Genomic DNA, 14,563 nt, shown 5'->3' on the forward strand with positions numbered 1-14,563 from the left:
AAGGCGGTCTTTTTTTTGTTAAAAATGGCTGTCAATAAGAGTTTATTCATAAAAAGCGTGTGGCTATTTTGGTAAAAACGCTTAGTTTGTATTACAAAACAGTTACATTATATGAAAAGTTGTATGGTACACTTGACAGATTTGTTAAAAAGGTGTAAAATATTAATAGTGTTTTATAACGTTTCGATACTTGTGTGAACGGCTATGAAAGCGTTCACATACAATAGTATCAAGGGAGGATAAGAATTAAAATGAGATCAAAGAGAATACTTGGCGTGGTATCAGCGATAATGATGCTTGGTGTTTGTGCTGTGCCTGCTTATGCCGACAGTGAGGCTGAAATACCTGAATATAGTGCCGACAAGAGTATCCTTACAACAGATACTTCAGCACCGTCCTTGTCGTTTGATATGAAGGATTGGGAGAGATATATCAAGGTGACTCCTGACGGTGAGAAGATATCAGTGGGAGCATCCCAAGAAAAGACCTATGCTTATCAGGGTGCAAGCCTTAAGATAACAGCAACACAGCCTAATGACATAAGCGATTATTGTACTTTTGCTTCGCTTATAAGAGATGATGATAAGAATTTGGTTTATCCTGGCTCTGATTCTGAAGATGCGCCTTATATAACGATGGGCGTTGAGATCGACGCCAAGGATTTTGGTATGACTTGTTTTGACGGCTGTATGGTTTCTTTCAAGTACAGGATAAATCAGGACGCTCAGGGCAAGCTTATGGGAGATTCTGTGTTTGCTTTTCCTTGTACTGAGGAATACAAAAAGGTGACCAGCAATAGTGTTCAGCTTGAAATAAATACAGATGCAAGCAATAATGTTACTCAGTATGCGACAGCACTTATACCAGTACCTGACAAGTGCGGAGCAACAAAGTTCGTATTTGAGATACCGGTTATAAAGAAAATGGATAAGACAGATGTGCTTTATATTGATAATCTTGTAATAGATACTCCGTTGCAGAAGAACGATGTAGATCTTCAGGTAATGAATCTCGATGGCTACAATAAAAGTGCAAAGGCACAGGAGATCGTGCAGGGCTTAAAGATACAGCCTAAGTCAAACGGACTGAGCAGCACTTCGTCATCTGAGGCTGAATCTTCAAAGGGTATCGGAGTAGTAGGCATTGTAGTTATTGTGGTCGTTGCGGTGGTTATTGTCGGTGCTGTTATTTTCGTTATCAAGAAAAAGAAATCGCGGTTCTATTGATTTTTTGATCTGACAAAGAGATGGGCTTTTAGCTCGTCTCTTTTTTGTTTTTTTATGAATATATCCTCATCTCCGAGAAATAATAGCATTAGCCTAAAATGGCATATCTTATACTGAAAGGAACTTAATTATGAAAAAAATGTTCGCTATGCTAACTTGTCTCGGTCTTTGCGGTGTTATGCTCGCAGGCTGTTCAAGAAATGACGATAACTCAGGTTCGACATCTTCCGGCGTTACTGCGACCACAACTTCTAAAAATGAGGTCACAAGCAGACGTGATGACAGCGACACGCTTGTAAGCCGTGTTGGCGATGGTATCAAGGACACTGTAAGCGGTGGTGCGGATATTATTGATGATACTGTAAGCACTGTAGAAAGCGTTGTTGACGATATCATCAGATAAGCTGCACATATGCTTGCGGACTGCTCAGCCGTGATATTATTTCGGCTTGCGGCAGTCCGTTTTTTATTATGAAATCGTATGATAAAACTCAAACAATGTCAAAAATCAATGATTGACTATTGATAAATTATTAACGCCAAATCATAATTAACTAATTATTTGACTAACTGTGAACGAAATGTAAAACCCATGTAAAATAAATGTTTAAGTTTGCGGTTTGCTCTTTAAAAATGTGGGGCTGTGTGGTATAATGAAATACATCAGGCAGATATTTTCTGCTATTAAGAAAATGTAAAGATTTATGGTGGATTTCTTTATGAAAATCGGAGAAAATAAGTGAAAAATATAGGCTCTGAGCTTGGCGGCTTGTTGAAAAAAATATGCTTATGGGGCGGTGTTATGGCTGCTGTATGCTGGGCATTTACTTTGCTGTGGGGCTTTGACATCACACAGCTTGCGGGCTTTGCATTGGGCTGGGGCTATATGTGCCTTTGTATGTACTACCTTGGTGTGACCTGCGAAAAGGCTGTGGAGCTTGAGGGCAAAAAGGCTAAGCGGACAATGCTTGGGTGTTACATGACTAGGTATGGAGTGCTTTTTGTGCTTTGTGCGGGGGCTATGCTCACAAAGGCAGTAAGTCCAGTTGGGATACTGCTGCCGCAGTTTTATCCGAGGATAATTCTGTATGTCATACAGATAAGAGAAAGAAGGGATAAATAAATGACGGGTATTGGAAACGGCCCTAAGATAGTGTTTGAGATAGGCAGTCTGAGGATCACCGAAACGGTGGTGATGGGCTGGCTTATTATAGTTGCGGTGCTGATACTGTGCTTGTGGCTCACACACGATTTGAAAAAAGTGCCTGAGAAAAAACGTCAGGTGGTTGCGGAGATGCTTGTGAACTTCGTCAACAACATGGTCAAAGAGAACATGGGCGTTAAGATGATGAAGTATGCCCCTTATATTGCTACGCTGCTTATTTATGCGGTGTTTGGCGCTCTTATCAGTATGATAGGTCTGAGGTCTATGACTGCGGACATCAATGTTACGGCAACGTGGGCTCTTATGACATTCGTGCTTATCACATACAATAAGATAAAAGCGAATGGTTTCAAGGGCTATCTTAAAAGCTTTGCTCAGCCTGTGGCTTTCATTCTGCCGCTCAATATCATCAGTGAGGTGGCAACGCCTGCGTCTATGGCGTTCCGTCTTTTTGGTAACGTTGCAGGCGGCATGGTAATAACGGGACTGCTTTATGGTGCACTTGGCTCGCTGTCATCTGCACTGGGTCTGACTTTTGAGGCAGGCTCATGGGCGTTCAGTGTATTTCAGGTAGGTATACCTGCGGTGCTTAGCGTGTATTTCGACCTGTTCTCAGGGTGCATACAGGCTTATATCTTCTCGATGCTCACCATGGTAAACGTTGGTGCGGCGGCAGAAACAGAGTAAATTACCGCTTTTGCGGAAAGTATAAAAAATGTAAATAACGGAGGTTTATCATTATGGAAAAGGCTATTCTTCTTGGCTGTTCAGCAATCGGTGCAGGACTTGCAATGATCGCAGGTATCGGACCTGGTATCGGTGAGGGCTACGCAGTAGGAAAGACTATCGAGGCTATCGCAAGACAGCCTGAGGCTAAGGGCGACTGCACAAGAACAATGTTCATAGGCGTTGCTATGGCTGAGTCAACAGGTATCTACGCATTCGTAGTTGCACTTATCCTGCTCTTTGCTAACCCATTTATCGGAAAGCTTTAATAAAAAGCTTCAAACAAGATTTGCTCTGCATTGGTGCGGAGGGGAGGTTGGATAAATGGTATTGGCAGCAGGCGATGTGACAGAGTTTCTGTCAATAGATCTGACAACGATAATTGCGACTTTGCTCAATACGCTCATACTGTTTTTGGTGCTCAAGCATTTTCTGTTCGATAAGGTGAACAAGGTCATCGAGGACAGGAAAAATGATGTTAAGGAAACTTACAGGCAGGCTGACGAGGCAAAAGAAAATGCCGAGAAGCTGGAAGCTGAGTATACAAGCAGATTAGAGGGTGCAAAGGAAGAGTCTGCACAGATTATACAGACGGCAACAAGAAAGGCTCAACAGCGTTCTGACGAGATAATCAGCGAAGCGAGAACTGAGGCAAAGGGTCTTGTGGACAACGCTTCAAGAGAAATCGAAAGAGAAAAGAAGATCGCTGTCAACCAGATCAAGAACGAGATCACCGATATTGCTTTCTCGGCTGCGGCGGCAGTTGTGGAAAAGGATATGACAGGCGAGGACAACGAACGTCTTATCGAGAAGTTCATTGACAATGTGGGTGAGATGTAATGGCAGACAGTATCGGGAATATTTACGGCAATGCACTTTTTGAGGTGTGCTGCGAGGAAAACTGCCTTGATGAAGTCTATGGTGAGCTTGGGAGCATAAAGGATATAATTTTCTCTCAGGGTCAGGAGAAATATGTGGAGCTGCTTGCGTCACCGCTGGTAACGGAGAACGAAAAAAGGGCGGCACTGGAAAAGGTGTTTATGGGCAGGATACAGCCTGTTACGCTTAATTTTCTTTGTCTTGTGAGCGAAAAGGGCAGGATAAGGTTTCTGCCTGAGATATGTGCAAAGTTCAAGGAGCTTTATGAAAAGCATAATAATATCATAGAGGTCACTGCGGTGACGGCTATGCCTCTGTCTGAAAGGCTCAGGAACAAGCTTGTGGCTAAGCTGGAAGCTGTTTCGGGGGCAAAGATAGTGCTTGTGGAAAAGGTGGACAAAAGCCTTATGGGCGGTATCGTGCTGAGATATTCAGACACAGAAATAGACGGCAGCGTCAGAACTAAGCTTGATGATATCAAGGCTCAGATTGACGGGGTCATTGCATAGGAAAGGAACGGTATTTTAACATGAAATTACGTCCTGATGAAATAACAGGCTTGATAAAACAGCAGATCAAGGACTATCGCAGCAAGCTTGAGCTTGACGATGTGGGAACGGTCTGCACTGTTGGCGACGGAATTTCAAGAGTTCATGGACTTGACAAGTGTATGTCGGGCGAACTTCTTGAATTTTCTAACGGAACATACGGCATGGCAATGAACTTGGAGCAGGATTTTGTAGGCTGTGTACTTCTCGGCTCTGAGGACGGAATAAAAGAGGGGTCTGGAGTAAAGAGGACAGGCAGGATAGTTTCTGTGCCTGTGGGAGATGCGCTTCTCGGACGAGTTGTGAACGCTCTCGGTGCACCTATCGACGGCAGGGGCGCTGTGCTTACAACAGAAACAAGACCTGTGGAAAGCCCTGCTTTCGGAATAATTACAAGACAATCAGTAAACAGACCATTGCAGACAGGTATCAAGGCTATCGACTCTATGATACCTATAGGCAGAGGTCAGCGTGAGCTTATTATAGGCGACAGACAGACAGGTAAAACTTCTATAGCACTTGACACTATCATAAATCAGAAAGGCAAGGACGTTATCTGTATCTATGTTGCGATAGGTCAGAAGCAGTCTACTGTGGCAAACGTGGTGGATACCCTTTCTAAGCATGGGGCTATGGATTATTCTATAGTTGTATCGGCAACGGCTTCTGAAATGGCGCCTTTGCAGTATATAGCACCATATGCGGGCGTTGCAATGGCAGAATATTTCATGCTTCAGGGCAAGGACGTGCTGTGCGTTTATGACGACCTTTCAAAGCACGCTGTGGCGTACAGAACTATGTCACTTCTGCTTCAAAGACCAACAGGCAGAGAGGCTTATCCGGGAGATGTTTTCTATCTTCATTCAAGACTTTTGGAGAGAGCCTGCTGTCTTAACAAGGACTACGGCGGAGGCTCTATAACCGCTCTGCCTATTATCGAAACTCAGGCAGGCGATGTTTCGGCTTATATCCCGACAAACGTTATATCTATCACTGACGGACAGATATTCCTTGAATCTGAGTTGTTCTTCTCAGGCGTCAGACCTGCGGTAAACCCTGGTATATCAGTATCCCGTGTAGGCGGTTCGGCACAGATAAAGGCTATGAAAAAGGTTTCAGGATCGCTGAAACTGCTGTATTCGCAGTACAGAGAATTGCAGTCGTTCTCGCAGTTTGGCTCTGACCTTGACAAGGACACTAAGGAAAGACTTGCACAGGGCGAACGTATAGTGGAGGTGCTCAAGCAGGGCAAGACCTCACCGCTTGACGTTGAGAAGCAGGTGGTCATAATCTATGCGGTGGTAAACAACTATCTGAAAAATATCAGAGTTGAGGATATCGCTGAATTTGAGAAAGATCTTTTTGTGTATATAGATGAAACTCACCCTGACATTTTCTCTTCAATAAGAGAAACAGGAGAGCTTACAAAAGAGAATGAACAGGCAATAAAGGACGTGCTTGCGGAGTATTCACAGAAGTTTCTTCAAAGCAGATAAGGAGCGCTGAGCAATGGCAACAGCTAATATGAAAGACGTCAAAAGACGTATCAAAAGCGTTGAAAGCACCATGCAGATAACAAAAGCCATGCAGCTTGTGGCGGCTTCTAAGCTCAGACGTGCCAAAGACAAGGCGGTGGCAGTTCAGCCGTTCTTTGAAACGCTTTTTAAGACAATGTGCGATATATCCTGCGACAGAGCTTTCAAGTCGGTGTATACAAAGAAGAAGTTTCTTAATTCCACACTGCTTATAGTGGTGGCAGGCGACAGGGGACTTGCAGGAGGATTTAACTCCAACGTGCTGAAAATGGCTAAGGCAAAGGCTGACGATGTGCTGTCATCAGGCGGTCAGCTTCGTGTTATGGCTGTGGGCAAAAAGGCTGTTGAGTTCTTTGAGAAGCGTGACTATGACCTTGTGTGGAAATATCCGCAGATAGCGGAGAGCATTGACACTGACACTGTTATAGACATTGTGGAAGATATTATCGCAGGCTTCAGAAATGGTGATTATGACAAGGTAGAGCTTGTGTATACCACATTCGTGTCGGTACTGACACAGGAGCCTTGCAGTTTGCAGATACTTCCCGTGGAGGATCTTGACAAGCTTGGGGGAAGAAAGCATCCGTCAACTATCTATGACCCGTCCCCTGAGGAGGTCTTTGACGGCATGATACCGCAGTATATAGGCGGTATGCTTTATTCTGCGATAGTGGATTCTTACGCTTCTGAGCAGGCGGCAAGACGTACTGCAATGGAGTCTGCAACGGACAACGCAGGAGAAATGATAGACAATCTGTCGCTTCTTTACAACAGAGCAAGACAGGCGCAGATAACTCAGGAGCTTACAGAGATAAGCTCGGCAACTATCGGAAGATAGAAATAATAATTATGCCCCGAATGTGGGCGTTCAAAAGTAAATGTAGTGGGTATTGTTTGAGAAGTCTTGCAGGGGCGAACAGTGTTCGTCTGCATTTTGCAGGCTTTTAAACATATCAAGCTATGATATCCCTTTTTGAAAGGTGGTAAATAAATGGAAAGCAAAAACATAGGCAAGGTAGTCCAGATAGTGGGAGCGGTAGTTGATGTCCGCTTTGAAAAGGACAGCTTGCCTGACCTGCTCAATGCCATTGAGATAGACAACAAGGGCGAAAAGCTCGTTGTTGAGGTGGCTCAGCATATAGGCGACGATATAGTAAGATGTATCGCCATGGGCTCTACAGACGGACTTGTGAGAGGTATCGACGCTGTTGATACAGGCAAGGCTATTTCCGTTCCGGTGGGCAAGGAAACTCTTTCGAGAATGTTCAATCTTCTGGGCGAGCCTGTTGACAATCTGCCTGCCCCTGAAACTAAGGAGCGTTGGGAGATACACAGAGAACCGCCGACATATGAAGAGCAGTCTGCTTCAAACGAGATTCTGGAAACCGGTATCAAGGTCATCGACCTTATCGCACCATATCTGAAAGGCGGAAAGATAGGTCTTTTCGGTGGTGCAGGAGTAGGCAAGACGGTGCTTATTCAGGAGCTTATAAATAACGTTGCCAATCAGCACGGCGGTATCTCGGTATTCACAGGCGTTGGAGAGCGTACCCGTGAGGGCAACGACCTTTATTATGAGATGAAAGAGTCTGGAGTTATCGATAAGACTGTGCTTGTGTATGGTCAGATGAACGAGCCGCCCGGAGCAAGAATGAGAGTTGCACTTTCAGGTCTGACAATGGCAGAGTATTTCAGAGATGTTGAGCATCAGGACGTGTTGCTTTTTATCGACAACATATTCAGATTTACTCAGGCAGGTTCTGAGGTTTCGGCACTCCTTGGCAGAATGCCGTCAGCCGTTGGTTATCAGCCTACACTTGCAACTGAAATGGGTCAGTTACAGGAGCGTATCACTTCCACAACAAAAGGCTCTATCACTTCCGTTCAGGCAGTTTATGTGCCTGCGGACGATTTGACAGACCCTGCGCCTGCAACTACGTTTGCTCACCTTGACGCAACAACTGTGCTTTCAAGAAGTATTTCTTCACTTGGTATCTATCCTGCGGTTGATCCTCTGGAGTCAAACTCCAGGATACTTTCACCTGAGATAGTGGGCAACGAGCATTATCAGGTGGCAAGACAGGTCCAGTCTATCTTGCAGAGGTATGTGGAGCTTCAGGATATCATCGCTATCATGGGTATGGACGAGCTTTCTGACGAGGATAAGCTCACAGTATCAAGAGCAAGAAAGATACAGCGTTTTCTGTCACAGCCATTCTCCGTTGCTGAACAGTTCACAGGTATGAAGGGCAAATATGTGCCTATCAAGGAAACTATCAGAGGCTTCAAGGAGATAATCGAGGGCAAGCATGACGATCTGCCTGAATCTGCTTTTCTGTTCGTGGGAACTATCGACGAGGCTGTTGAAAAGGGCAGACAGATCGCAGAAAGTGAACAGTAGTAACAGAACGTTTAAAGAAAAATACTTGACAAGAGTCGGATTATAGTATATAGTGAATGTATGTGGCAATTTTGTGCCGCATGCGCTGATTTGTAAAAAACTTATGGAGAAAGATTATGACGCCTTTTGATCTTAAGATAATAACCCCTGAAAAAACTTTTTTTGAGGGAAATACTGAGCAGATCATTGTGAGGACCGTATCAGGTGATATCGGTATACTTGCAGGTCATGCGCCATATGTGGCAAATATCGTTTCTTCTCCTTTCCGTATCAAAATAGAAGGTGAGTTCAGAACAGCCGCTATTTCGGGAGGGCTTATAAAGGTGTCTGCTGACGGTGTGACAGTGGTGACATCTGCTATCGAATGGGCTGATGAGATAGACGTTGCAAGAGCCGAAAAGGCAAAGACGGCGGCAGAAAACAAGCTCAGAGAAAATGCTAGCCAGAAAGAGTTTGAAAGGGCGGAGCAGAAGCTGCGACGTGCCATGAACAGACTTGTGGTGGCAGGAAAGAAATAATTATCAAAGTCAGAGCCTTGCGGGATATCCGTGTAGGCTTTGGCTTTGTTTTATTTATTAAGTAAAATCGGCGTAAAGGTAAGGTAAGTAATGGGGTGCGCAGGGGCGTGCTCGGACGTTGTGCAGTGGAAAAAACAAGAAAAGGAATGAATTGATTTGAGTATCTTTAACATTATCGGAATGGCGGGCGGACTTGGTCTGTTTTTATACGGAATGACCATATTGAGTTCGGGACTTGAAAAGGCTTCAGGCGGACTTATGGAGAAGGTCCTTGCGAAAATGACTGGAAACGTGTTCTCCGGAATACTTTTCGGTGCATTGGTAACAGCAGCGGTGCAATCATCGTCTGCAACTACTGTTATCGTGGTGGGACTTGTAAACGCAGGCCTTTTGAAGCTTAAGGGCGCAGTTGGAATAATCATGGGTGCGAATATCGGAACGACCATGACAACACAGATATTAAGGCTCACAAACCTCGAGGGCGACAGCAGCGGCCCTGCTATATTACAGCTTTGCAAGCCGTCTAACTTCTCGTCTATACTTATCGTTATCGGTCTTATAATTATAATGGTGGGCAAGAAGAACAAGACAAAGAACGTGGGCGAGATAATGATGGGCATAGGTATCCTCTTTACCGGAATGATACTTATGCAGGAGAAGATCGCTCCGCTGGCAGAGCTTCCGCAGTTCGAGCAGCTTTTTGCAGTGCTTAAAAACCCTGTTCTGGGCGTATTGGTGGGTGCGATATTCACGGCTATCATACAGTCATCGGCCGCTTCTATAGGCATTTTGCAGGCACTTTCAGTGTCAGGCGCTATCACATTCGCTTCTGCATTTCCTATCATAATGGGTACTAACATCGGTACTTGTGCTACACCTCTTATTTCAAGTATAGGTGCTTCAAAGAACGCTAAGAGAGCCGCTATGATACACTTCTATTTCAACCTTATCGGTACTATAATCTTTCTTATCGGCGTTTATATCATTCAGTATACAATAGGATTTCCGTTCTGGAATAATAGCTTTACAACGGGAAGCATCGCAAACTTCCATACTATCTTCAATGTTGTGGTAACTATAATCTTTCTGCCGTTCTATACAGTGCTTGAAAAGCTTGCCGAATGGACTATCAGAGATAAGAAGAACGCTGAGGACGATGATACTTTCACTAAGGAGGATCTTCTTGACGACAGATTTCTTGTTACTCCAAACGTTGCTATCGCACAGGCTACAGAGGCAGTTGTTCAAATGGGCGTGCTGGCACAGAAAAATTTCATATCGGTAAGAGAGCTTTATGACAAGTATGACCTTAAGTCTATCGACAAGATAAAAGAGCGTGAGGAGCTTATCGATAGGCTTGAGGACAGAGTAGGTTCATATCTTATAAAGCTCAACGACTGCGGTCTGAACGAGGATGAGTCGAGAACTGTTACAGCGCTTTTCCACCTTATTTCAGAGTATGAGAGAATAGGCGACTATACTATAAACATCTATGAAACTGCGGATGTTCTTTATGAAAAGGAGATCGGTTTTTCTGAGCAGGCAAAGCATGAGCTTGACGTTGTGTGCAACGCCATTCAGGAGATAATCGGGCTTGCTATCGAAGCCACAAAGACAGGGGATATGAACGTTCTCAAGGAGATCGAGCCACTTGAAGAAGTAGTAGACAGACTTGTTGAGGAGCTTAAGGCTGTTCATATCGACAGGTCTAAGAATGGTCTTTGCAACATCGAGGTGGGAGTGAACTTCCTTGATATACTCACAAATGTTGAGAGAATATCAGACCACTGCTCAAATATTGCGGTCTATCTTATCGCAAACCAAGAGAAATACAACAGCCTTAAAAAGCATGAATATCTTGATAAGCTTCACAGAAACGGTCCTGACTATTACGAGAAGCTGTTGGCTGAATATTCAGAAAAGTTTGCGCTTTAGTTCAGGCTTTTGCACCTGTGGCGTGATATAATATTGTAAAACAGCAAGGAGGGACATTAGTCCCTCTTGTTATAAGCTGAAAAGGAGAGAGCAAAATGGACAAATTCAATTACACTATGCTGTGCGATTTTTATGAGCTGACAATGGGAAACGGCTACTTTGTAAGCGGTATGCAGGAAAAGATATCTTATTTTGATCTGTTTTTCAGACAGATACCTGACGGTGGCGGATTTGCCATTGCCTGCGGTCTTGAGCAGGTCATAAACTATATCGAAAATCTGCATTTTGACGAAGAGGACATAGAGTTCCTGCGCTCAAAGGGCATTTTTGACGAAGGCTTCCTTGAATATCTTAAGGATTTCCGCTTCACAGGAGATATATTTGCTGTGCCGGAGGGTACGGTGGTGTTTCCAAACGAGCCTATCATAACGGTGAGAGCACCTGCGGTGCAGGCTCAGCTTGTGGAAACTTATCTTCTGCTTTGCATAAATCATCAGACACTTATTGCAACAAAGGCTAACCGTATTGTAAGGGCGGCTCAGGGCAGGGCGGTATCTGAGTTTGGTTCAAGACGTGCTCATGGTGCAGACGCTGCCATACTCGGTGCAAGAGCCGCAGGCATAGGCGGTTGCTCAGGCACAGCCTGCACTATCACAGACCAGCTTTTCGGCTTCAATGCAACAGGCACAATGGCACATTCATGGGTGCAGATGTTTGACAGCGAGCTTGAAGCTTTCAAGACTTACTGTAAGTGCTATCCTAATGGCACTGTTCTGCTTGTGGACACTTATAATGTGCTGAAAAGCGGTGTGCCTAATGCAATAAAGGCTTTTGACGAGGTGCTGAAGCCTATGGGCTGCCGACCTGTGGGAATAAGGATAGACTCGGGAGATATAACTTATCTTTCCAAGAAAGCAAGAAAAATGCTTGACGAGGCAGGCTATTCTGATTGCAAAATATGTGCCTCAAACGCCCTTGACGAGTATCTTATAAGAGATATGATATATCAGGGTGCAAAGGTGGATATGTTCGGAGTGGGCGAAAGACTTATCACCGCAAAGAGCGAGCCTGTTTTCGGAGGAGTTTACAAGCTTGCGGCTGTGGAGGACGATGATGGCAATATTAAGCCTAAGATAAAGATTTCTGAAAACGTGGCGAAGATAACCACTCCGCACTTCAAAAAGCTTTACAGAATTTATGATAAGAATAACCACAAGGCTGTGGCTGACCTGCTGTGTGTTCATGACGAGGTGATAGATGAAAGCAGACCTCTTACGCTTTTTGACCCACAGTTTACATGGAAGAAAAAGGTCGTCACAAACTTTGAGGCAAAGCCTATGCAACAGCAGATATTCAAGGACGGCAAGTGCGTATACAAGAAGCCTGCATATGAGGATATCGTAAAGTATGCGGCATCTGAGATAGACACTCTTTGGGACGAGATCACAAGATTTGAAAATCCGCACACTTATTATGTTGACCTTTCTCAGAAGCTTTGGGAAGTGAAGAATTATCTTCTTGCGGAGAACAACAGACAAACGGCAGATTAAAATTTACATTATTGACTTGAAAAAAGCTATAGGCTGTGTTACAATAAGCTTGGTTAGCAAATTCTAACCTATTAAGCATTGGAGGGTCAGAAATGGAAAAGATAACTGTAAAAATAGACGGAATGATGTGCGGAATGTGTGAATCGCATATGAATGACACTTTCAGGCAGAATTTCAAGGTGAAAAAGGTAAGCTCTTTCCATGCAAAGGGCGAAACTGTGGCTATAGTTGATGAGGATATCCCTGATGAAAAGCTTAAAGAAGCAGTTGAGAAAACAGGCTACACTTTTATTTCCGCTGAAAGAGAGCCTTATGAGAAAAAAGGATTTTTTGCAAGATTCAAGTAAATAGCTATGCACAAAGCCGTGGCAGATGAAAAGGTCTGTCACGGCTTTTTTGTTTGCTTGACAAAACATATTTTCTGTGATATAATAAATATCAGTTAGTATACATTAACCGATGTTCTATACTTTTGATACTGCACGAGAAGGGTGCGGCTAAGTTTGCAAAAAGCTTTTTGTGAAAAGGCATTTTGTTTTGATAGGCTTAGCTTCGTGGCGTGCAGTAATTTTATAGATGTAAGTTAGCTATAGCTAACAAAGAAAGGGGCATACAAATGGGAAACATTCACACGTCTGGGGAGGACTATCTGGAGACGATACTCGTTTTGTGGAACAAGCAAAACGGCGAGGTGAGGAGCATTGATGTTGCAAGGGAACTGAATGTTACAAAACCCAGCGTATCAAACGCTATGAAGATACTTCGTGAGGGAAAGTTCATCACAATGGACGAAAACGGTTTTATCACTCTAACTGACGCCGGCAGATATGTTGCGGAAAAGATCTACGAAAAGCACCTTGTATTGACAGAGTGGCTTGTAAGTCTTGGTGTTGACAGAAAAATATCTGAACATGACGCCTGCAAGATAGAACACGTTTTGTCTGACGAGAGCTTTGCGGCATTGAAGAAGCATATCAGTGAAGAACAATGAGCATGACTATTTTTAAAGGCATTCTGATACCGTTTTTGGGTACATCTCTTGGTGCGGCGTGTGTGCTTTTCATGAAGAAAAATCTGCATTATCTTGTCCAGCGAGCTTTGACAGGCTTTGCGGCAGGAGTAATGGTGGCGGCAGGCGTGTGGAGCTTGCTAATGCCCTCTATGGAGCAATCAGCGAAAATGGGTAGACTGAGGTTTGTTCCTGCGGCGGTTGGATTTATGCTTGGAGTGTTTTTTCTGCTTTTTCTCGATAGAGCTATACCGCATCTTCACATGAATGCCACCGAGCCTGAGGGAGCGAAAAGCGGTTTCAAGCGAACTACCATGCTTGTGCTTGCGGTGACGCTTCACAATATCCCCGAAGGAATGGCTGTTGGCGTTGTATATGCAGGCTGGGCGGCTGACCATCATGCCATAAGCGCCGCTGGTGCGTTGGCATTATCCCTCGGTATCGCAATACAGAACTTTCCAGAGGGTGCGATAATATCCATGCCACTGCGTTCGGAGGGTATGGGAAAGGGAAAAGCCTTTGTTTACGGCGTTTTATCGGGAGTTGTCGAGCCTGTTGGGGCTGTGCTGACGATATTTTTGGCACAGTTTATAATCCCTGTTTTGCCGTATCTTCTAAGCTTCGCGGCAGGTGCTATGATTTATGTCGTGGTGGAGGAGCTTATACCTGAAATGTCGGGAAAGCCACACTCCAATATTGGAACTATAGTTTTTGCGCTGGGCTTTGTGCTTATGATGATACTTGATGTGGCACTTGGATAGGTGTTTTTTTATTTTTACATAGGGCTCATCTTTATGCATGGTAAGTGTATTGAATATCTTTTTGTATAGCCGGGCATATCATTTTGAAATGATATGCCCGGCTTTGTTTTGTGTGTAAATTGCATTTGTTAATTTGTTTATCTTAAACGTTTGATGTTAATATGAAATGTAAACGTTTTTTAACTATTATTTTCTTTGGTAATGAAAGACAAAAATAATATAAAATGATGATTACTTATAGCACAATTCACTAAGTTTGTACTTCTCTATTTGTCAAAAACATTGATTTTTAAAAACTTGCTTGCTTAAT

General features: G+C 43.9%; 16 protein-coding genes. All 16 read left to right on the plus strand.

The window, feature by feature from the left end; translation table 11 throughout:
- The first annotated feature begins 251 nt into the window (after window positions 1-251).
- The 16 genes from WS40_RS01765 to WS40_RS01840 all read left to right on the plus strand — a co-directional run bounded on the left by WS40_RS01765 (window position 252) and on the right by WS40_RS01840 (window position 14,253).
- Window positions 252-1,226, plus strand: coding sequence for a hypothetical protein (locus WS40_RS01765; protein WP_046439669.1), 975 nt, complete (start codon window positions 252-254; stop codon window positions 1,224-1,226).
- 130 nt (window positions 1,227-1,356) lie between these two features.
- Window positions 1,357-1,629: a hypothetical protein gene (locus tag WS40_RS01770; RefSeq protein WP_022288621.1), complete on the plus strand. Its 273-nt coding sequence runs from the start codon at window positions 1,357-1,359 to the stop codon at window positions 1,627-1,629.
- 336 nt (window positions 1,630-1,965) lie between these two features.
- Window positions 1,966-2,349, plus strand: coding sequence for a hypothetical protein (locus WS40_RS01775; protein WP_046439671.1), 384 nt, complete (start codon window positions 1,966-1,968; stop codon window positions 2,347-2,349).
- The gene (locus tag WS40_RS01780) at window positions 2,350-3,078 is read left to right on the plus strand and encodes a F0F1 ATP synthase subunit A (RefSeq protein WP_046439674.1); all 729 of its coding nucleotides are present in this window, start codon (window positions 2,350-2,352) and stop codon (window positions 3,076-3,078) included.
- A 53-nt stretch (window positions 3,079-3,131) separates the two neighbouring features.
- Entirely contained in the window at window positions 3,132-3,386 is a 255-nt protein-coding gene (atpE, locus tag WS40_RS01785; RefSeq protein ID WP_022288618.1) for an ATP synthase F0 subunit C, read from the plus strand.
- Window positions 3,387-3,441: 55 nt separating this feature from the next.
- Window positions 3,442-3,957, plus strand: a complete 516-nt coding sequence (gene atpF / locus WS40_RS01790) for a F0F1 ATP synthase subunit B (RefSeq protein WP_038671185.1) — start codon at window positions 3,442-3,444, stop codon at window positions 3,955-3,957.
- A complete protein-coding gene (atpH, locus tag WS40_RS01795; RefSeq protein ID WP_046439677.1) occupies window positions 3,957-4,505 on the plus strand; it encodes an ATP synthase F1 subunit delta in 549 nt (182 codons plus the stop codon). Before atpF ends, atpH begins: the two co-directional genes overlap by 1 nt.
- Before the next feature lie 20 nt (window positions 4,506-4,525).
- Entirely contained in the window at window positions 4,526-6,040 is a 1,515-nt protein-coding gene (atpA, locus tag WS40_RS01800; RefSeq protein WP_022288615.1) for a F0F1 ATP synthase subunit alpha, read from the plus strand.
- Between the two features lie 13 nt (window positions 6,041-6,053).
- A complete protein-coding gene (gene atpG / locus WS40_RS01805) occupies window positions 6,054-6,917 on the plus strand; it encodes an ATP synthase F1 subunit gamma (RefSeq protein WP_046439679.1) in 864 nt (287 codons plus the stop codon).
- A 153-nt stretch (window positions 6,918-7,070) separates the two neighbouring features.
- Window positions 7,071-8,480, plus strand: coding sequence for a F0F1 ATP synthase subunit beta (gene atpD, locus WS40_RS01810; protein ID WP_046439681.1), 1,410 nt, complete (start codon window positions 7,071-7,073; stop codon window positions 8,478-8,480).
- Window positions 8,481-8,596: 116 nt separating this feature from the next.
- On the plus strand, window positions 8,597-8,998 hold the full coding sequence (gene atpC, locus WS40_RS01815; RefSeq protein ID WP_046439683.1) for an ATP synthase F1 subunit epsilon: 402 nt from the start codon (window positions 8,597-8,599) through the stop codon (window positions 8,996-8,998).
- 156 nt (window positions 8,999-9,154) lie between these two features.
- Window positions 9,155-10,933, plus strand: coding sequence for a Na/Pi cotransporter family protein (locus tag WS40_RS01820; RefSeq protein WP_046439686.1), 1,779 nt, complete (start codon window positions 9,155-9,157; stop codon window positions 10,931-10,933).
- 95 nt (window positions 10,934-11,028) lie between these two features.
- Window positions 11,029-12,483, plus strand: coding sequence for a nicotinate phosphoribosyltransferase (locus WS40_RS01825; protein WP_046439688.1), 1,455 nt, complete (start codon window positions 11,029-11,031; stop codon window positions 12,481-12,483).
- A 92-nt stretch (window positions 12,484-12,575) separates the two neighbouring features.
- A complete protein-coding gene (locus tag WS40_RS01830; protein ID WP_046439690.1) occupies window positions 12,576-12,830 on the plus strand; it encodes a heavy-metal-associated domain-containing protein in 255 nt (84 codons plus the stop codon).
- A 269-nt stretch (window positions 12,831-13,099) separates the two neighbouring features.
- On the plus strand, window positions 13,100-13,474 hold the full coding sequence (locus WS40_RS01835) for a metal-dependent transcriptional regulator (RefSeq protein WP_022288608.1): 375 nt from the start codon (window positions 13,100-13,102) through the stop codon (window positions 13,472-13,474).
- The gene (locus WS40_RS01840; protein ID WP_046439692.1) at window positions 13,471-14,253 is read left to right on the plus strand and encodes a ZIP family metal transporter; all 783 of its coding nucleotides are present in this window, start codon (window positions 13,471-13,473) and stop codon (window positions 14,251-14,253) included. Before WS40_RS01835 ends, WS40_RS01840 begins: the two co-directional genes overlap by 4 nt.
- Window positions 14,254-14,563: the final 310 nt, after the last annotated feature.

Origin of the sequence: Ruminococcus sp. N15.MGS-57, from assembly GCF_000980385.1 — a bacterium.
In the GTDB taxonomy this organism is placed as follows: domain Bacteria; phylum Bacillota; class Clostridia; order Oscillospirales; family Ruminococcaceae; genus Hominimerdicola; species Hominimerdicola aceti.